This window comes from Lutibacter citreus (genome assembly GCF_003260195.1).
Lineage (GTDB): Bacteria > Bacteroidota > Bacteroidia > Flavobacteriales > Flavobacteriaceae > Lutibacter > Lutibacter citreus.
This window is the reverse complement of the sequence record NZ_QEIH01000002.1, coordinates 702,400-722,439: the sequence shown is the minus strand read 5'-3', so window position 1 is coordinate 722,439 and position 20,040 is coordinate 702,400. Positions and strand designations below refer to the sequence as shown.

Annotated in this window: 22 protein-coding genes; 11 read left to right on the top strand and 11 right to left on the bottom strand. The window is 28.3% G+C overall.

The window, feature by feature from the left end:
* Nucleotides 1-60: 60 nt before the first annotated feature.
* From DAD81_RS06205 to DAD81_RS06190, 4 genes are all read left to right on the top strand, one after another.
* Entirely contained in the window at nucleotides 61-696 is a 636-nt protein-coding gene (locus tag DAD81_RS06205; protein WP_111707365.1) for a hypothetical protein, read from the top strand.
* Nucleotides 697-698: 2 nt separating this feature from the next.
* Nucleotides 699-1,427 (top strand): LytR/AlgR family response regulator transcription factor, encoded by a 729-nt coding sequence (locus DAD81_RS06200; RefSeq protein ID WP_111707364.1) that lies wholly within the window; start codon nucleotides 699-701, stop codon nucleotides 1,425-1,427.
* A gap of 21 nt (nucleotides 1,428-1,448) precedes the next feature.
* Complete coding sequence (locus tag DAD81_RS06195) at nucleotides 1,449-2,024, top strand: hypothetical protein (protein WP_111707363.1); 576 nt, start codon at nucleotides 1,449-1,451, stop codon at nucleotides 2,022-2,024.
* 234 nt (nucleotides 2,025-2,258) lie between these two features.
* Complete coding sequence (locus DAD81_RS06190) at nucleotides 2,259-2,867, top strand: hypothetical protein (RefSeq protein ID WP_111707362.1); 609 nt, start codon at nucleotides 2,259-2,261, stop codon at nucleotides 2,865-2,867.
* A gap of 71 nt (nucleotides 2,868-2,938) precedes the next feature.
* On the opposite strand, the gene DAD81_RS06185 is transcribed toward DAD81_RS06190, so the two are convergent.
* Entirely contained in the window at nucleotides 2,939-3,820 is an 882-nt protein-coding gene (locus tag DAD81_RS06185) for an outer membrane beta-barrel protein (RefSeq protein WP_111707361.1), read from the bottom strand.
* A gap of 115 nt (nucleotides 3,821-3,935) precedes the next feature.
* Nucleotides 3,936-4,271, bottom strand: coding sequence for an arsenate reductase family protein (locus DAD81_RS06180; protein WP_111707360.1), 336 nt, complete (start codon nucleotides 4,269-4,271; stop codon nucleotides 3,936-3,938).
* A gap of 76 nt (nucleotides 4,272-4,347) precedes the next feature.
* Here DAD81_RS06180 and DAD81_RS06175 point away from each other — a divergent pair, with 76 nt between their 5' ends.
* Entirely contained in the window at nucleotides 4,348-4,803 is a 456-nt protein-coding gene (locus DAD81_RS06175; protein WP_111707359.1) for a DinB family protein, read from the top strand.
* 4 nt (nucleotides 4,804-4,807) lie between these two features.
* Nucleotides 4,808-6,043 (top strand): cation:proton antiporter, encoded by a 1,236-nt coding sequence (locus DAD81_RS06170; protein WP_111707358.1) that lies wholly within the window; start codon nucleotides 4,808-4,810, stop codon nucleotides 6,041-6,043.
* Between the two features lie 105 nt (nucleotides 6,044-6,148).
* Here the strand turns inward: DAD81_RS06170 and DAD81_RS06165 are convergent, their stop codons facing one another.
* Complete coding sequence (locus DAD81_RS06165) at nucleotides 6,149-7,750, bottom strand: Ig-like domain-containing protein (RefSeq protein ID WP_111707357.1); 1,602 nt, start codon at nucleotides 7,748-7,750, stop codon at nucleotides 6,149-6,151.
* A gap of 82 nt (nucleotides 7,751-7,832) precedes the next feature.
* Complete coding sequence (locus DAD81_RS06160; RefSeq protein ID WP_111707356.1) at nucleotides 7,833-8,519, bottom strand: ComF family protein; 687 nt, start codon at nucleotides 8,517-8,519, stop codon at nucleotides 7,833-7,835.
* Nucleotides 8,520-8,705: 186 nt separating this feature from the next.
* On the opposite strand from DAD81_RS06160, the gene DAD81_RS06155 reads away from it, so the two are divergent.
* Both DAD81_RS06155 and DAD81_RS06150 read left to right on the top strand, forming a co-directional pair.
* Nucleotides 8,706-9,593 carry a hypothetical protein gene (locus DAD81_RS06155; RefSeq protein WP_111707355.1) on the top strand — a complete coding sequence of 296 codons (888 nt, stop codon included), beginning with the start codon at nucleotides 8,706-8,708 and terminating at the stop codon, nucleotides 9,591-9,593.
* A gap of 107 nt (nucleotides 9,594-9,700) precedes the next feature.
* Entirely contained in the window at nucleotides 9,701-11,242 is a 1,542-nt protein-coding gene (locus tag DAD81_RS06150) for a glycine--tRNA ligase (protein WP_111707354.1), read from the top strand.
* A gap of 61 nt (nucleotides 11,243-11,303) precedes the next feature.
* Here DAD81_RS06150 and DAD81_RS06145 read toward each other — a convergent pair whose 3' ends face one another.
* The 4 genes from DAD81_RS06145 to DAD81_RS06130 are packed head-to-tail and all read right to left on the bottom strand — an operon-like array spanning nucleotide 11,304 to nucleotide 14,544.
* Nucleotides 11,304-12,047, bottom strand: a complete 744-nt coding sequence (locus tag DAD81_RS06145; protein WP_111707353.1) for a glycosyltransferase — start codon at nucleotides 12,045-12,047, stop codon at nucleotides 11,304-11,306.
* On the bottom strand, nucleotides 12,040-13,041 hold the full coding sequence (locus DAD81_RS06140; RefSeq protein ID WP_111707352.1) for a DNA adenine methylase: 1,002 nt from the start codon (nucleotides 13,039-13,041) through the stop codon (nucleotides 12,040-12,042). The genes DAD81_RS06145 and DAD81_RS06140 overlap by 8 nt, the downstream gene beginning before the upstream one ends.
* Nucleotides 13,042-13,057: 16 nt before the next feature.
* Nucleotides 13,058-13,693, bottom strand: coding sequence for a hypothetical protein (locus DAD81_RS06135; RefSeq protein ID WP_111707351.1), 636 nt, complete (start codon nucleotides 13,691-13,693; stop codon nucleotides 13,058-13,060).
* A gap of 5 nt (nucleotides 13,694-13,698) precedes the next feature.
* Nucleotides 13,699-14,544 (bottom strand): hypothetical protein, encoded by an 846-nt coding sequence (locus DAD81_RS06130; RefSeq protein WP_111707350.1) that lies wholly within the window; start codon nucleotides 14,542-14,544, stop codon nucleotides 13,699-13,701.
* 172 nt (nucleotides 14,545-14,716) lie between these two features.
* Here DAD81_RS06130 and DAD81_RS06125 point away from each other — a divergent pair, with 172 nt between their 5' ends.
* Genes DAD81_RS06125 through mscL form a run of 3 tightly spaced genes read left to right on the top strand, consistent with a single transcriptional unit; the run spans nucleotide 14,717 to nucleotide 16,893 of the window.
* Nucleotides 14,717-15,331, top strand: a complete 615-nt coding sequence (locus tag DAD81_RS06125) for a thymidine kinase (RefSeq protein WP_111707349.1) — start codon at nucleotides 14,717-14,719, stop codon at nucleotides 15,329-15,331.
* Nucleotides 15,321-16,430 (top strand): alanine racemase, encoded by a 1,110-nt coding sequence (gene alr / locus DAD81_RS06120; protein ID WP_111707348.1) that lies wholly within the window; start codon nucleotides 15,321-15,323, stop codon nucleotides 16,428-16,430. Before DAD81_RS06125 ends, alr begins: the two co-directional genes overlap by 11 nt.
* A gap of 58 nt (nucleotides 16,431-16,488) precedes the next feature.
* A complete protein-coding gene (gene mscL / locus DAD81_RS06115; protein ID WP_218939675.1) occupies nucleotides 16,489-16,893 on the top strand; it encodes a large conductance mechanosensitive channel protein MscL in 405 nt (134 codons plus the stop codon).
* Between the two features lie 72 nt (nucleotides 16,894-16,965).
* Here the strand turns inward: mscL and DAD81_RS06110 are convergent, their stop codons facing one another.
* The 3 genes from DAD81_RS06110 to DAD81_RS06100 form a co-directional block, all read right to left on the bottom strand.
* Nucleotides 16,966-17,511, bottom strand: coding sequence for an MOSC domain-containing protein (locus DAD81_RS06110; RefSeq protein WP_111707346.1), 546 nt, complete (start codon nucleotides 17,509-17,511; stop codon nucleotides 16,966-16,968).
* 110 nt (nucleotides 17,512-17,621) lie between these two features.
* A complete protein-coding gene (locus DAD81_RS06105; protein ID WP_111707345.1) occupies nucleotides 17,622-19,115 on the bottom strand; it encodes a GH3 auxin-responsive promoter family protein in 1,494 nt (497 codons plus the stop codon).
* 2 nt (nucleotides 19,116-19,117) lie between these two features.
* A complete protein-coding gene (locus DAD81_RS06100; protein WP_111707344.1) occupies nucleotides 19,118-19,987 on the bottom strand; it encodes a M23 family metallopeptidase in 870 nt (289 codons plus the stop codon).
* Nucleotides 19,988-20,040 lie beyond the last annotated feature (53 nt).

Below are 20,040 nucleotides of genomic sequence, written 5' to 3'. Positions count from 1 at the left end.
ACATACATTTACAATTACATTTTGCAAAATTGCAGAGCAGAACCCCAAACCCCAAACCCCATGCCAAGCAATATACTAATCATAGAGAGTGATATTAATCAAGTTCAGGAGTATGTGAAAATTTTAAATAAAAATTTAAAAATTCAACATAAAATTATTAACTCGTTCGATTTATTACCTAAAAAGTTAATTACTAATAGGTTTTCTCATTTAATAATTAATAGTAAGGTTGATAAACTTTGGAAAGAAAAATACCAAGAGGTTATTAATTTGCCAACATTAGTTCTTTCCGATTCCGAAATTCAAAATTCATCATTCTACGTTACAAATCAGCCTTTAACGTATGATAAGATTTTTGCGTTTTTAAGTGAAACAAGTGATTTTTCATATAATACATTAAATGAATATGCTTTAGGCGAAGAAGAAATATTAAATGAATTAAAAAAACAAATTTGTGTTGAGTTTGAAGAAAATTCAATTGAATTACCTCAACTAATATTGGAAAAAAGATTGGAAGACATTAAACATAAAATTCATCAAATTTCGAGTAAATTTTCTTTATTAGAAATGAACGAATCTTATAAAACTTCTAAGGAAATTGACTCAAAAATATTAGATGACTCTGAAAATCAACTTAATAATTGTGAAAACTTATTGGTTGATATTGCCGTTGCACTTAAACAATTAAAAAACTAATTATGAATTGCATTATAATAGATGATGATAGTTTTTATATTGAATTTTTAAAAAATTATTGTAAAAAAATCAATTTAGAAGTTAAAGGAATTTACAAAGACTCTGTTCTTGCATTGCAAGAAATTGACAAACTATCTGATTGTGATTTAATATTTTTGGATATTAATATGCCTGATATTACAGGTTTTGATATTTTAAAATACAAACCACAAACTCATGTTGTAATTACTTCTGCTGATGATTCAAATGCTATTCAAGCTTTTGATTATAATGTAACAGATTACTTAAAAAAACCTTTTGATTTTACACGCTTCATGAAAGCTGTTAATAGGGTTAAAGAAAAAATAGAAGAAGATCAAAACACTGAAAGTCACTTAATTAACGGTATTAGTAAAACCCACAATACAATGACTTTAAGTACCATATTTGTTAATATTAATAAAAAACTTATTAAAATTAATATAAACGATATTAATGTAGTGGAGGCAAAAGGTGATTATGTATTAATGAAATTACAAGGTTCTGAAAATCTAATAATCCATACTACATTAAAAAAATTAAAAGAAAAATTACCTGAAGAAGAATTTTTTCAAGTTCATAGATCTTTTATTGTTAACTTAACCAAAATTGTGGATATTGAAGAATCTACAGTTGTAATAGATAGAGAAGTAATACCTATAAGCAAAGGAAATAGAATTCTCCTTAAAGAGAAATTACATATCCTGAATTAGAAATATTAAAACCAATTAATAATGAAAAAATATCCCCCTCAATATTTGTTTTTCATTTTTGTACTCTTAATAAATTTTGCTTTTTGCCAAGATAACAATAGTGATGGCCATCAACTACAAATTACCATTCCTGATGTAGCTTTAATAAGTGTACACAATAATAATTCAGCAATAAACCTAAAAGGAAATGAGATTACTGAAGCAGGTAAAAAATTAACTTTTAACTCTCCTGATAACAGCACTTGGATAAACTATTCATCTATTATTGGATCTAAAAATGAATCCCACAGATTTGTAAGCCTTGAAATTTCTGAAGGTGAAGTACCCGATGGACTAAATTTATTAGTTACAGCTTCTAAAGATGCTGGCAAAGGTAATGGTGAAATGGGAGTTCCTATTGAATCTAACCAAATTCTTGATGAAGCACCAATAAAAATAATTAAAAATATTGGAAGTTGCTATACTGGTGTTGGAGTTAATAATGGTACCAATATTAAATATGAACTTGTTTTAAACGATAAAGTAGATTCCTATAGCAAACTCAACTTTAACCAATCTCAAACCATTTCTTTAACCTATACCTTATCGGATAATTAATTTTTATAATAATAAAATACAAAAAAGCCTTAACTATTATTTAGTTAAGGCTTTTTTGTATTTATTAGTTTTATTAATGCTTTAACCTTTTTTAAAGCCATTAACCATTAGATACATTCCATTCGTCTATAGTTAAAACTCAATGGTCTAATTAATGAATTACAAGAAGGTATGTGAATGTATATTTGCACCATAATTAAACACAAAATTAAAAATATTATAACCCTCTTAATAATGAAAATTCAAAAATTAATATTTGCAGCAGCTTTAGTATTACTAGCATCAACAAGTATCTCAGCACAAATAATTAGACGTGGTGCAACAGCAGTTGGATCAAGTTCTGATTCTGAAAAAGACTCACATTCATTAACAATTGAAATTCCTCAAGTTGCTTTACTTGATATAGAAAGTTCTACTTCTAAAAATATTTCTTTAACAGCAACAGCACCTACAGAAGCTGGTGAAAAAGTAATATTTAACCAAACTAATAGCGATTTATGGTTAAATTATTCTTCAATAATTGAAAAAAACGCTTCTAGAAACGTAACTGTTCAAATTACTGATGGAGATGTACCTGAAGGTGTAGATTTATCTGTAATTGCTACTCAATACGAAGGAAATGGTGAAGGAGCAATGGGAACTGTAGATAAGAATGCAATTGAATTGAATGATAATAAAGCGCAAACTATAATTAAAGGTATTGGAAGTGCTTACACAGGAAACGGAGCTAAACAAGGACATAATTTAACTTACAGCCTAACACAAACAAAAGACGCTTACGAAAACTTAAAATACACTGAGAATAACTCTCTAACTATTACTTATACTTTAACTGATAACTAATAGAAATTAACTAATAAAAAAGCCATTTAGAAATTAATCTAAATGGCTTTTTTTTATTAAGTGCTATAAAATTATTTTTTGTTAAAAGTATATGTTATACCAAAATTAATACCAAAAGAAGAGTAAGGAACAACTTCTGATAAAGCTACAGAAGGATCAGTATTAGAAGTACTTAATTCATCTTCGTAAGTGATTTTACTTGGAGCATAAAGAGTTCCATAAACAGGGTGGTTTAATGGAGCATCTCCTAAATTCCAAGTTGCAGCAGCAATCCCAGGGTGCCCTTCACCTAAAGCATTTGCAGGAACTGCAGGAGCATTAATAGTTAACTCAGTAAATTCAGAGTTATCTCTTGTTACATTAATTCCTAAATATTCTAACTCAGCAAATAAATGAACTTTCTCATTTAATTTAAATTTATGTCCTAAAGCAGCAATAAACCCTAAAGGAATTCTTCCATGAAAATCTTGTTTACCTACAGTTACAATTGGTCCAAAAGGTGTTGTATTATTTCTAGTAAATTCAGCTCCAGTTCTACCTCCTAATTTTGTAATTGCACCAAATCTACCATAAACCTTTTCGTTAAAATTATATACTAATGAAGCTGATAATCCAAAAGCTCTACCATAAGCAACAGCGTCTGTAACTTCCGAAATTTCACTACCACTCATTGCGTAACTATCTTTTACTTGGTCTGAACCATGTAAATAAGCAAATGATAATTCTACTCCAAATGTTTCATTAAAAAAATACCCCCCTTTAAGTTGAGCATTTAACCCCTCTCCAAAACTCCCATATTCGTTAGTCGCTTTTGTTTGATTAGAATTTAATTCAGTCCCCATTAAAATACCAGCACTTCCAATTGCATACCCTCCACTGGCACTAACATAAAATTGAGCTGAAATACTTGTTGTAACAATAAGTGCGATTGCTAATAATACTTGATTTTTCATTTTTTATTGATTTTTTACTTGTATTAATTTAGTTTTAACAATAAAATATTAATATTCTATTTTTGTAATAATAAAGTTATGAGAAATTATTATATTTTAACTAATAAAAAAGTGTTTATTTATTAATATCCACTCTTTTTTTAGTGTTCCCTACATATACTTCATTGTTTATAATAATCACTGGTCGTTTTAAAAAAGTATATTCATTTAAAATCAACTGTTTATAGTCTGTTTCAGACAGAATTTGACTCTTTAAGTCCATTTGCTTGTATTTTTTAGCTCTCCTGCTAAATAACACTTCATAACTCTTAGTTAATGCATACATCTCTTCTAATTGAGCCACAGTTATTGGTTCTGTTTTAATTTCTTGTAAAATAAAACCTGTAGTATCCATTTCTTTTAAAATTTTTCTACAAGTATCACAAGTTTTTAAGTAGTATATTTTTTTCATTTTTTATTAAATAATGTGTAAAAGTAAATTTACATTGTTTTTATTTTAAATTTGAATAAATTTTAAAAAAGGAATAATGCAAAAGAATTTTATTGATTTACGACAAACTAGAAAATTTTTACAAAGTAAAATTGAAAATTTATCAATTGAACAACTGAATAAAATCCCAAAAGGGTTTAAAAACAATATAGCTTGGAATTTTACACATTTAGTGGTAACACAACAATTACTATGTTACAAATTATCTAATTTAGATTGTTTGGTTTCAAAAGAAATGATTGAAAATTTTCAAAAAGGGTCTGCTCCTAGTTATGAAGTTACTACAGAAGAGTTTGAGAAAATTAAAGCGCTTTTTATGCAACTGCCAATAAAATTAGAAGAAGATTATAATGCTGGAGTTTTTAAAGAATACAGCACTTATCCAACTAGTATTGGTGTTACATTAAATTCGGTTGAAGATGCAATTTCATTTAATTTGTATCACGAAGGAATTCATCTTGGTATTATTCTTCAATTATTAAAATTTATTTAATCGTATGAGCTTGTTTGCAATAATATCTGTATTAATAGTTATTTCGGCGTTATTTGGTTATTTAAATGTCCGTTTTTTAAAACTGCCAACTACCATTGGTTTAATGGTAATAACTATTATTTTTACATTATTAATTTTAGCAACTAGTTTGTTTAATGATACCTTATTGGAACAAGAAAAGTTATTAATTTCTCAAATAGATTTTGAAACAGTTCTGTTAGATGTAATGCTAAGTTTTTTACTTTTTGCAGGTGCATTGCATACCAACTTTCAACAATTAAAGGTTCAAAGAAAGCCAATTTTAGCTTTTGCCACATTTAGTACATTAACTTCCACTTTTTTAGTTGGAATTTTTTCCTATTTTTTATTGAAGTTAATAAACCTAGATATTGATTTTATTTATTGTTTATTGTTTGGAGCCTTAATTTCACCAACAGATCCTATTGCTGTTTTAGGAATATTAAAGCAAGTTGGAGCGCCTAAAAAACTGGAAACAAAAATTGTAGGAGAATCTTTATTTAATGACGGAGTTGGGGTTGTGGTGTTTTTAACCATTTATCAAATTGCAAAGGGAGGAAAAGAGATTACTTTTGGGCATATTGCAGAAATGTTTTTAGTTGAAGTTGTTGGAGGTATTGCTCTTGGTTTATTATTAGGTTGGATTACCTATAGATTATTAAAATCTATTGACGATTATGATGTGGAAGTAATTATAACAATTGCAGCCGTTATGGGAGGTACAGTTTTAGCACAATACTTGCATTTATCAGCTCCATTGGCAATGGTAACAGCTGGTTTGTTAGTAGGCACAGATACGGTAAGAGAAACATCTATGAGTAAAATAACAGAACAATATGTAGATAAGTTTTGGGAGCTAATAGATATACTTTTAAATACAATTTTATTTGTTTTAATAGGTATGGAAATACTTATTCTTACTTTTGATAATCACTATATTTTAGCTGGTTTACTTTTAATTCCTACATTATTATTAGCACGTTATTTATCTTTAATGTTACCTATAAAACTGTATGCTAAAAAATTAGATTTTGTACCAAAAACAAATTTAATAATGACTTGGGGAGGTTTACGTGGTGGAATTTCAATAGCATTAGCTTTAAGTTTAACAGCCGAAATGCACAGAGATTTATTTTTGGTAATTACCTATATAATTGTAGTATTTTCAATAATAGTACAAGGTTTAACGGTTGGAAAATTAATAAAAAAGCTAAGTAAATAACTATTAATTTAGGCTCTCAAATTTTTTAGAATAGTTTATATAATATTGTATAAACTATTCTTTATTTTGAATTCAGAATAACAAAAAAAATACATCTAGAATAAGTTATTCAACAACAAAAGTTTCATCAAGTTCCCAATTTGCACGAAGCTCTAATGTTTTATCAAAAAACTTAATAGTTTCTGGTTGTCGTTTTTCTAAAAAACTTCCTGTATCCCAAATACCATTATTATTCTCATCAGTAGTAATTCTCACAAAATAATTTCCAGGATCTAACAATTGAAATTTAACTGTTTCTGGTTTACTAATTTTAGACTTTCTTACTACTAAATCATCCTTATTTAATAATTCTACAATAAAAGAAGACTTTTTAGAGCTTGAAACATTTACATTTATAATACCATAATCTTCAATTTTTTTAGTAGCAACAATAAACATTAAACTGTCATTTGGGATATTGTAAATATCTGTAAACGCTTTCGGTAGAATTTCAAATTTATATTTTGATTCCTGTTTTTTGTCGAAATTTAAATAAACTTTGTTTTTAGATTTTGCAAATTGAGCCTTAAAACTAACTGCTAAAGTGTCTTGATCAACAATAGATATACGAGTTGTATCAATTTTTACAATTGGAGTATTGCTCGAAATAAATAGCGTGTCTCTTAAATTTAAAAATTTAGATGAACTGCTAATAATATTCAACGTATCTCTTTTTTTAGTTCTTGGTTTCACTGTAAATTCCTCAGAATAATCACCCTTTGAAACTAAAAATTGCAATGAATCTGCTTTAAATGGAGAATACCAGTAATTAATAGTATCCTTATCTTTATCATAAATAATTTCAGATTTAAAAGTATATGGAGTTTCTGAAAGAACTTCTATTTTTAAATCTTCAGCCTTACCTTTATAGCCAAAAATTAAGTGTCCAGAGCTTACTTCTTTTGGTCTAATAATTTTTATTTTAGGAACTTCCTTAAAAATAGAAATTTTATAAGAACTATCTGTAGGAAAAGTTACTGTATCTTTTACAAAACCAATTTTATCAAAATCAGGATCATACATTTTATTTCCATTAACATCATTTAAGGCAATTAATAAATAATTTCCTTTTCTAATATTAGTTAATTCAAAAAGTGTACTATCTAGTGTGTTGGAAATATATCGAGGTTTCTTTTTAAAAATAATTGAATCGGTAAATGTGCTATCATATTCATACAACATCACATCCATATTTTTTGAAGTTCCTTTTACCACTGGGTCCGTAACTTCACCTTTTACCATAAGAGAATCTATATAACTTCCCGTAGAAAAAACATATTTAAAATTACCAAGCTTGTTAGATTCATTATTATCTACAATGCTATTTCCAAAATTGTATTGGTATGTTGTATTTGCGTCTAGAGTATCTAAAATAGTTATAGAAACATATTTACTTGCTGTTCCTACAGGCGTAATAACAGGTTCGTTTTTTTGAGGCGGACTAATAATTAGTTGTTTCTTAACATCATCTAATTTAATGTACTCATCAAAATATATTTTAATTTTCTTTTGGTCAAAATTAACTTTTTTATTTATGGGAATAGATTTAACTAAAATTGGAGGAATAGTATCTTTATCTCCTCCTGTTGGATTACCTCTTCTTGCACAACTATAGAGAAGGTTGGCAAACATTACTAAACACAATAACTTAATTAAATAAAGCCTCATACTACATTTATTTTGATGCAAAATAACAATTATTTTATTTAAAAAACGCACTAAATATTTATGTATTATAATTTTGCAGAAATTATTTGGTATATGCCATTGTTGCAATACTTAGTTTAATGTTTTTTGCACCTTTAAGTGTTTTTGCACAAGATTCAAGAGTTGCTCCTGTTGTAATAATATCATCAATTAATAAAATATGTTTTGCTTCTAGAAGTTCTGCATTTTTTAGTGTAAAAAGATGCTCTGCATTTTTCCATCTTGAAAAACGGTTTTTTTTAGTTTGAGTTTTAGTGGCTGACGTTTTTATTAGTATATTTTCATAAAAAGGAATATTTAACTTTAAGGATAAACATTTACCAAAGGTAGTTACCTGATTATATCCTCTTGATCTAAATTTTTTCTTATGTAAAGGAACAGGAATTATACAATCTATAGATTTAAACCTATCAGACTCAATAATTTCATCAGCTAACCAATTCCCTATAAATTCACCAACTTGTTGTTGTTTATTATATTTTAATTCATGAATTAAATGCTGAATTTTTCCCTTTTTCAAAAAATAAAATAAACTTGTTCCATCTATTACTTCTTCACGACCATAAAATATCTTTTCTATAAGATTATTATTTTCATTAGTGAAATTTGTTACAGGTAAATCATGCCTGCATTCAATGCACACATATTTTTCATTAGTTGTAAGCTGATTTTTACAGCATAAACATATTTCTGGATAAAACAGATAAAGTAAATCAGATAAAATTTTCATAGCAATAGAAAATGAAAAGTAAAATAAAAAAATGTTTTATCAAAATGTTTTATCAAAATAGGTTTTCTGGAGAATAATTGATAACTTTATCGAGCCTCAATAAAAACCTCATATTTTTTTAATTTAATAATAATTTAATTGAATGTTTTACGTTCTATTAAAAACAACCCCCTAAAATTTAATTCAATGGAAAAAAAAAGTAGTTCAAATAGTAAAATAATTGTAATAGTTCTAGCATTACTATTGGTTGGAGCTCTGGCCTATACTTTTTATAATAAGAATGAAAACAAAAAGCTTACAGATGCCATTACGGTTGAAAAAGAAGAAATTGAACAGAATTTAGACAATATGATTGTGAAGTATGAAAATGCAATTGGTGAAAATACATCAATGTCTAAAGAATTGGCTTTTGAAAGAGATAGAATAATTGCTCTAAGAGATTCAATTAAAGGATTGAAATCTTCAAATCTTAATTTAATTTTCAGGTACAAAAAGCAAATTGCTAAATTAGAAGAAACAAATAGAAGGCTGTTTTTTATGACAGACTCTTTAACTGGAGCTAATTCTATGTTAACTGTAAATTTAGATAGTGCTAGAGCTAACATTTCTAGACAAATAGCTTTTAATGATACATTATCTATGGAAAATGTAAATTTATCTGAAAAAGTAGCAATTGGATCTTTGCTAAAAGTAAATTCAGCTAAGATTTTAGCTATGCGAGAACGTTCAAGTGGAAAATTAGCTGAAACTTCAAGAGCAAGAAATACAGATGCATTTAGAATTAACTTCACTATTGGTAAAAATGAGATTACCAAACAAGGTGAGCGTAATGTTTATATTCAAATTGTGGATGTTACTACTGGAAATACTGTTGCAAGCAAAGGAGAACTTACACTATTAGATGGTAAGCAGATTAGTTATAGCGACATGTCTTCAATAAATTATTTAAATGAAGCAATAGATGTTGTTTCATTAGTAGAAGTTGATAGAGACTTAATAGAAAGAGGTGTTTACTTTGTAAACATTTTTGTAGAAAATAGGATTGTAGGAGTAACCCAAATTACTCTAAAATAGAACAAGTAACTCCAAATTAGTATATTTAATGTTATTAGAGTGGAAATAGTTTAGGCTATTTCCACTTTTTTATTTTATGGTATTAAAAGCTTTCTTATTTTTGCAGGATGGCAAATCAAGAAGATAAATTTAAAAAGGTAGTTTCACACGCAAAAGAATACGGTTACGTATTTCAATCTAGTGAAATTTACGATGGTTTGAGTGCAGTATATGACTATGCTCAAAACGGTGTTGAGTTAAAGAAAAACATTAGAGATTACTGGTGGAAAGCAATGGTGCAGATGCATGATAACATTGTTGGTTTAGATGCTGCAATTTTTATGCACCCAACAACCTGGAAAGCTTCTGGCCATGTAGATGCTTTTAATGATCCTTTAATAGATAATAAAGATTCTAAAAAAAGATATAGAGCAGATGTTTTAATTGAAGACTATGTTGGTAAATTAGATACTAAAATTGAAAAAGAAGTGGCTAAAGCGGCAAAACGTTTTGGAGATTCTTTTGATAAAGAACAATTTTTAGCCACAAACCCTCGTGTTGTTGGTTATAAAGAAAAAGGAGATGCAATTTTACAACGTATGGGTAAATCTTTAGAAAATGAAGATTTAGCTGATGTAAAAGCTTTAATTGAAGAATTAGAAATTGGTTGTCCACTATCAGGTTCTAAAAACTGGACAGATGTTAAGCAATTTAACTTAATGTTTGGTACCAAATTAGGAGCTTCAGCAGATACAGCTATGGATTTATATTTACGTCCAGAAACAGCACAAGGTATATTTGTAAACTTTTTAAATGTTCAAAAAACTGGTAGAATGAAAATTCCTTTTGGAATCGCCCAAACCGGAAAAGCATTTAGAAATGAGATAGTTGCACGTCAATTCATATTCCGTATGCGTGAATTTGAACAAATGGAAATGCAATTTTTTGTACGTCCTGGCACTCAAAAAGAATGGTATGAGCAATGGAAAGAAACACGTTTAAAATGGCACTTATCATTAGGATTAGGTAAAGACAACTACCGTTTTCACGATCACGATAAATTAGCTCATTATGCAGATGCTGCAGCTGATATTGAATTCCGTTTCCCTTTTGGATTTAAAGAATTAGAAGGAATTCATTCTCGAACAGATTTCGATTTAAAAGCACACCAAGAACATTCAGGAAAAAAATTACAATATTTCGATCCTGAAATTAACGAACGTTATGTGCCATATGTAGTTGAAACTTCTATTGGTTTAGATAGAATGTTTTTAGCTGTTTTCTCTAACTCTTTGCAAGAGGAAGAATTAGAAAATGGAACAACAAGAACGGTATTAAAATTACCAGCAGTTTTAGCTCCAACAAAAGCAGCCATTTTACCTTTAGTTAAAAAAGATGGTTTACCTGAAGTAGCTAAAAAAATTGTTGAAGATTTAAAATGGGACTTTAACGTTACTTATGATGAAAAAGATGCGGTTGGTAGACGTTATAGAAGACAAGATGCTAACGGAACACCTTTTTGTATTACTGTAGATCATGATACTTTAAATGATGATTCTGTTACAATACGCCATAGAGATACTATGGAACAACAACGAGTGAAAATTTCTGAAGTGAAAGCATTAATAAAAGAAGAAGTTGATGTAAAAAACTGGTTAATGAAAATGTAATTAGTATTAAAATAACTAATAAAAAAGCCTCGCAATGCGAGGCTTTTTTATGTTTTAGTAACTATTTCCAATATTTTTCAACCCAAGGAGCCGCAGGAACATAACGATACCATTTTCCCCAACCACCTTTAATTGCTTTATGTGGATTAATTTCTCCGTGAAAAATAATAATTTTTGAACCTTCTGTTATTTTTGGTGTTTTCCAAAATGCCAATGGAAAACGAGAAGAACAATCATATTTAAAACTTGGACACCATTCTTTTGGCCAATATTGCAATTTACCTTTATTGTTAATTGCATGAGTTAAATATTCTTGCTCATTTCTATGTTCTTTAAGCGCCTTATCTGAGTTTGCAATAAAATCATCAAAAACATAACCATGTTTACCAATATCAAATCTGTAAACAGATGAGTTCCCCGTAATTCTCCAGCTTCTCCAACTATGATCTTTTATAATTCTAAATTCACCTTCAATATCAAAAAAGCAATCTATATTATCAACAATCACAATATCTAAATCTAAAAATAATGCTCTTCCTTCCAAACCATATAAATCTTCCTTTAGGGTGGTTAGTTTTTTCCACATTCTTTCAGGAAGGTTATTATCTAAGTTAATTTCGGGAATTGGGTAACAATCAACCTCATCTATTATTCCCTTTTCATCATCGGTAAAACAAACCATTTTAAAATTGTAAGTCAGGTTATTTTTAACCATTGAATATAATCTGTTTACGTACTCTGCCCCATATAAAGTTCCCCACTTCATACAGAAAATATAATTTTGTTGAGCTGTATTTTTATCCATGTTTTTCTAAAATATGTAAATATTCAACTGTTTCTGTTGCTTTATGATTTCTATTTTCAGTTTTATCAGCCTTAAATCGCTGATATTTTTTAGATTCTAAGCTATAAACCCCATATTTAGACATAATATTTTTTACGTCTTCTTCACTCATTAAACCTTCATTATTATAGCTTAAAAAAATGTATTTAAAGTTAGCGTTTTTAACCAACTCTTCGAAAGAATTTTTAACTTCATTTTTTTTACAATATGAAGATTTATAATAGTCTCTTAAACCCGTTTTTCCCTTCGGAATAAAAGTATCATATCTCGCAATTGTTGTTAATAAATGGTAGTTTGAACCATATTGACGTGCATTATATGGTGGATCCAAATATAAAATATCACCATATATTTCTTTAATTAAAGAATTTGCATCTTTATTAAAAACTTTATGCTGGTTTTTGGTTTTAATAAAATTAGCTGGAGCAAATATTAAAGGTTTTTGAGCTGACTTTTTAAGTTGTTTTAAATAAGCACCGTAAACTGAAGCCGTATTTGCTACTTTATCTGCACTTTCAATTAAGGAACACAATAAAAAATAATAAGTATCCTCATCTATTTTATTATTACTCTTTAACAATTCAATTTGAATTCTTATGGCATCAATTTTCTTACCATTTTCTTCAGAGAAATACAACCTATCTGCATTTCCATTTTCACAATAATTTTGAAAGATGAAGCCTTCAACACCTTCAACTTCATTAAGAGTTGATACTATTTCTGAATAATCTTTATCTTTATAATTTCCAATATAGTTTCTGTTTAACACATAACTATAATATTCTGTATCATTAGAAATCACTTGTTTAACAAAGGTTTTAAATGTTCTTCCAACAATCCCAGTACCCGCAAATAAATCACAAAATACAAATGAATTCAAATCCTCTTGAACTGTTTCTGAAATAGTTTGAAGTATAAATGACGAAAGTTTATTTTTTGAACCTATATAATTCACTTAAAGAATTTAAAATTTATTTTACCGCCCAAATTATATCAGACTTTACTACTTTATTTTCAAAATAAAAGGTTTCTAAATCTTGAAGATCAAAAGTAGTTAAATAGTTTGAAATTATCTGTTGTAGCCATAAAATTTCAGCCTTAAGTTTCCAATGTTTATTATCATTTTCATAATTAACTAAAACAATAAAAATTCTATTTTTCAAATGCTTGCGTTGTTGTTGACTTTGATTTTTATATAACCATTCAATAAGCTCTCTCTTATGAAAATGCCCATATGGTACAGATTTATTAAAACCTTTTGGAAACACAGTTGTTTTATGGTCAAATGGAATCTCTGAAATATAGAAATCCACATATTTATCTTTTAAATTAGAGTGTTGTTTAACTTTTGGATGCTCACAAAAAGCAGCCTCAACTGCCTTTGCAGACCAAAAGTTATACCAGCGGTTTAAGGCATAATTTTGAAATTCAATAAAATTAGGTTTCGATTGAAAATTTGATTCCAATTTTTTTTGAAGTTCCTCAAATGAGCTTATTTTATAAATAAAATTTGTATTTCTATCAAAAAAATCATTCTGTTTTCTACCCCAAGCATATTCAATTTTAGTTCTTTTTTTTAATTCTTTTTCGAGCAATTTATAATTCATTTCTATTACATAAATTTCCGTTCAATTAAATTTATTAATCTTTCTTCATATTCTTCCTTTCCGCTCCAATCATAATCTGGTTTTACAAATTCTGTTAGAAAGTTTTTAGCATCTAGCTCTACCTTAAAACTATTTAATTGTGAAACAACTCTATTAAAATCTTCCTGACTTCCATCAAATAAATATTTTACAAATGCAATTCTATCATTTAAACCCACTTGTAAATTATTCTTAAATAAGGTATCGTTTAAAGATCTACTTTTCACTTCTTTTGGAGCTTCAATTACAGGATTTTCAGCTGTTGCTTTTTCAAAAAGACTTGTTGCAACATCCGCTGAAATGGCATCTTTAAACTCTTCTTCTAATGAAACTTGTATAATAGGAGAGTCTTTAACTTCATTTTCTATAGAAACCTTTTCTTCATTTTCAATTATTTTTTCAATAGTATTAATTACAGGCTCTTCTATTTCCATTTCTACTTCTACCTCTGCCTCTACTTCTATAATTGGTTCTATCTCAGGTTCTAACTTTACGTCTTCTGGTTCTATTTCTTTAGCAACTTCAGGAATTACTTCAGAAGTTACTTCTGCTTTACTTTCTAATTCAACTATAGGGGTTTCTTTTTTAATTACTTCTTCAACTATTTTTGGCTCATCTTTAACAATTTCTTCATTTTTAATTAAAATTTCATCAGATGAAGAATTTATATAAGCATCAACAAACTTTAAAACGGACAATTTCTCATAAATCTCTAGTGACTTTTTATGCAGTTCATTTACATTTTCTCTATTTTTCATTTGTAAAATACTGTTTGCCAAGCTAACTAATTCGGCTTCTACTTTTTTGTGCATAAGTTGATCTATTTATTGATTTTTGGTATGTTATTTTTAATAAATTTGTAAGAATTTGAAAACAGAAATTCTGTTTTACAATTTTAAGAATTTAATGCGAAAAAATATAATTTTTGTTATTGCATTCGTTTTAAAAAATTAATAAATAACCTTTGAATGGTGAAATTACAAAATGTTTCTTGAAAATACTGTAAATCATACTGAACAATTTGGCTGGATTGAAGTTATTTGTGGCTCTATGTTCTCAGGAAAAACTGAAGAACTGATTCGCAGATTAAAACGTGCTAAATTCGCAAAACAAAAAGTCGAAATATTTAAACCCGCTATAGATACACGCTATGACGAGGATAATGTTGTTTCGCATGATGCAAATGAAATTCGTTCAACCCCTGTTCCTTCTTCTGGAAATATTAGGCTTTTAGCTACTGACGTTCAAGTTGTTGGTATTGATGAAGCTCAATTTTTTGACGATGAAATTGTTGCTGTTTGTAACGATTTAGCTAATAGAGGAATACGGGTAATTGTTGCCGGTTTAGACATGGATTTTAAAGGCAATCCTTTTGGACCAATGCCAGCTCTTATGGCAACGGCTGAATATGTAACTAAAGTTCATGCAGTTTGTACAAGAACAGGAAATTTAGCGCATTTTAGTCATAGAAAAGCGGCTAGTGACGACCTTGTTTTATTAGGAGAAACTCAAGAATATGAACCTTTAAGCCGTGCAGCTTACTTTAAAGCTATACAGGCTGAAAAAAAAGATAAAGCAGCAAAGAATGATGGAAAATAATCATGTTACTTTTGTTGAAATAGATTTAAAAGCTATAGATTTTAATTTAAATTTTTTTAAATCTAAATTAAATCCAAAGACAAAAATTTTAGCTGTAGTTAAAGCATTTGGATATGGATCAAGTTCAGTTGAAATTGCAAAACATCTAGAGCATAAGGTTAATTATTTTGCTGTTGCTTATTTAGATGAAGGTATTGCTCTTCGTAAAGCTGGTATAAAAATACCAATACTGGTATTGCACCCTTTAAAAGTAAATATTGAAAAAATTATAGCTTATAATTTAGAACCTAGTATTTATTCAACTAAAATATTAAAAGCCTTTATTGATAAAGCTAAGGAACTAAATATTGAAAACTATCCAATTCATATAAAGTTTAATACTGGCTTAAATAGATTAGGGTTTTCAGAAAAAAACATTATTGAAATAGCTAAAATAATATCTGAACAAACTGCTGTTAAAGTAACTTCTGTATTTTCTCATATTGCTGCAAGTGAAGATTTAAATGAGAGAAAATTCACAATTCAACAAATAAAAAACTTTAAAGAATTATCTAATAAATTTATTTCTTTATTATCAAATACGCCTTTTAGACATATGCTTAATACTTCTGGTATTATTAATTACGCCAAAGAAGCTCAATTTGAAATGGTACGTTTAGGAATTGGTTTACATGGTTTTGGAAATGAACATAATATAACCGCTGAGCTAAAAAACGTAAATACATTAAAATCTATAATCTCTCAAATTCATATTATTGAAAAAGGTGAGACAGTAGGTTATAACCGCGCATTTAAAGCAGCTACTACCGTAAAAACTGCCACAATACCTATTGGACATGCAGATGGTATATCAAGACAGCTAAGTAATGGTAAAGGTTTTGTTTACATAAATAACAAAAAAGCTGTAATTATTGGAAATGTCTGTATGGATATGATTATGGTAAACATTTCTAATATAGATTGTGAAGAAGGTGATGAAGTAATTGTTTATAAAGATCAATTTCATATTGAAGAATTAGCTAAAGCCTCTAATACTATTTCTTATGAAATATTAACTGCTATTTCACAACGTATAAAGAGAGTGTTAAAAAAAAGTTAAAAAGTATAGGGTTTTTTTAATATATTAGCCAAAGAAATTAAAATTTAAAAAAATGGGAATGTTAAAAGAATTTAAAGATTTTGCAATGAAGGGTAACCTTATTGACATTGCAGTAGGTTTTGTAATGGGTGCTGCATTTAAAGCTGTAGTTACATCATTTACAGGAGGAATTGTTTCTCCACTAATCGGATTAATATTTAATTCAGATTTAAAAGACTTAAAATACATTGTGAAAGATGGAGTTGCAGACGAAGCTGGTAAAGTTGTAGGTGAAGTTGCTGTGCTTTATGGTGATTTTATTACTAATGTTATTGACTTTATTATTGTTGCTTTTGTAATGTTCCTAGTTGTAAAAGGAGTTAACAAAATGAAAAAAGTTGAAGAACCTGCTCCAGAAGCTCCAAAAGGACCTTCTCAAGAAGATTTATTAGCTGAAATAAGAGATTTATTATCGAAGAAATAAACCAAACTTTCTTTTATATTAAAAAAAGGGTACTGTAATTTACAGTACCCTTTTTACATTATAAGATTTTATTTAAGACTTCTTAGTGTTATATATTTCAGCAATTGTAGATGTATTAACTGCTTCTTTAAGTAAAACTAATTCATCACCAGCTTTTACTTCTCCTACTTGTAGTACTTTAAAATAAATACCACTTTTTGTTGAGTTCCAAAATTGTTTTAAAACATTTTGAGTTTTAAACACTAAACCCAATTTCATACATGGTTCTCGTGGTTTAGTTACCTCTATAATTGCATTTCCAATTTTATATTGTGTTCCTGCTTTTATTTTTGTTTCTTCTAAATTAGTAATTGTAAGGTTTTCTCCAAATATACCATAATGCCAATCTAGATCTGGATACAATTCTTGCCAATATTTATAATGACTTTCAGAATAAGCATAAACAGCCTTTTCAATTCCTCCGTGATATTTTCTATCAATAACCGAGTCATTCTCTACATCTTCTTCTCCTAAAAAAATGAAATCTTTAACAGGATATTTAAATATGCCAGTCTCTACTATTTTCCCTTTATAGTTTATGGCTCTTTTTTCTCCTAAATTAACTGAAACTACTTTCATTTGCTTATTTTATTATTTTTTATCAGTCTCATTTAAACTACGCTCAACACAGGCATGGTGTTCTTAATTAATGAACCTTAGGTGATAAAAAGGTTAACGTACTCGTTTATTTATTCTTTAAATTTAACAAGTTCATCTGCAATTTTTCTGTCATTAGATAACCTTGGCACTTTGTTTTGACCTCCTAATTTACCAACCGATTTCATATAACTATTAAATCCCCCTTTTTTAATCACTGTAATTTTTAAGGGTTGCAAAACTTTCCCTTCAATTAGATCAAAATAATAGCTATTTTGCTGTTGTAATGTAGCATCAATTTTACTTGCAAAATCATCTATATTTTCAGGTTTTTGATTAAACTCAATAAACCATTCATGATATGGCAAACCATCTTTAGGTGTAATTTGTGGAGCAACTGTAAATTCACTTACTCTAATTTCAGTATTTATGGTATTAAAATTAATTGAATCTTCTACTTCCTTACCAATAACATGTTCTCCAAATGCTGAAATAAAATGTTTAATTCTTCCTGTTACAACAATTCGTGGTGGATTTACAGATAAAAATTCAATAGTATCACCAATATTATAACCCCAAAGCCCTGCATTTGTATTTAAAATAATAACATAATTAACACCAACTTTTACATCTTTAAGTGAGATTCTTGTTGGGTTTTCATTAAAAAATTCTTCTGAAGGAATAAACTCATAAAAAATACCATTATTAACTAAAAGCATCATTCCTTTTTCTGTTTGCGAATCTTGATAAGCTATAAAACCTTCTGAAGCAGGATACATTTCAATAGTATCAACTTTTCGGCCAATCAATTCTTCAAATTTATTTCTATAAGGCTCATAATTAACACCTCCGTATGCAAACAAGTTAAAGTTAGGAAACACCTCTCCTACTTTTTTACCAGTGCGCTCCACAATTCTCTCAAAATACATTTGTACCCAGGGAGGAATACCTCCAATAAGTGTCATATCTTCATTTATTGTTTCATCAACAACTGCTTCTACTTTTTGCTCCCAATCTTCAATACAATTTGTTTCCCAACTTGGCAATCTGTTTTTTGTTAAATATTGTGGTACATAATGAGCAGTGATTCCTGATAAACGACCAATGTTAATTCCATTTTTTTTCTGAAGTTCTGGACTTCCTTGTAAAAAAATCATCTTCCCGTTTAAAAAATTGGTGTTTTTAGTCTCATTTATATACATTAAAAGTGCATTACGAGCAGCTTTAATATGCATAGGCATGGACTCTTTTGTTAAAGGAATATATTTTGTACCTGAAGTTGTACCTGAAGTTTTTGCAAAATATAAAGGTTTTCCTTTCCACAACACATCAGGCTCACCGTTAACAACCCTATCTACATAAGGTTTTAATCCTTCATAATCATTAATAGGTACTTGTGCTTTAAAATCTTGGTAAGACTTTATTTCACTAAAATTATGATCTTTACCAAAAACAGTGCTCTCGGCTTGAGAAATTATTTTTTTAAATACTTTTTGTTGCGTTTTTACAGCATTTTTACTTTGCTTTAAAAATCTTAATGCAACTCTTTTTGCAAATGGTTTTGCTAATATAGATTTAATATTCATCCTTATTCAAAATCAATATAATTGGTTGGGTTCACAGGATATCCTTCATTCCATAGTTCAAAATGTAAATGAGGTCCTGTACTAAATTCGCCTGTATTTCCAGCTGAAGCTATAACTTCTCCTGAGAGTACTAGGTCTCCTTGTTCTTTATGCAATGCTGTATTGTGCTTATAAACAGAGGTAAATCCTCCTGCATGTTTTACAATAATAACATGTCCGGTATCTGGAGTCCAAGCTGCAAACAACACTGTACCATCAGCAACTGATTTAACAGGTGTTCCTAGTTCTACAGCAATATCAACAGCAAAATGTTTATTTTCTTGGTTATATCCATCTGTTATAGTTCCTGTAACAGGAGCAAAGAATACAACTTCAGAGCCTTTAGAGGCTTCATCAAAAATACTGTATCTGTCTTCACTTTCAACATCTAATCTAAACTCCATTTCCTCTTGAGTAGGGTTTAAATTTAATGAATCTTTATTATAATGAATTACACTTAAAATTGAATCTTTGTTAAATTTATCTTCGGAAATATCACCAGTTAAAACTTCTCTTACTTTTTGCAAATAGGCATTATTTACATCTATAACCTGTTCTAGTGAATCTACTTTATAAATAAGGTTAGTTGCATTTCGTTTAAGTGCTGTTGAGGAATATCCAGGGATATATTCACGAAGTTGCGTAAATGCAATCAAAAAAATGGTTCCTACAACAAGTAAAATAGAAAACAAACCACTAAATATAAACACATTCAGCCTTGTTAATTTAAATGATAATTTCTCTTCAAAAGTATCTTCATTTAAAACTACAAGCCGGTATTTATTAATTAATTTCTGCCGAAATTTTAGTTTATTTTTAGGTTTTTCTGACATATTTTCTCAATAAGCAAATATACAACGAATTTTTATGAGAATAATTTCTAACT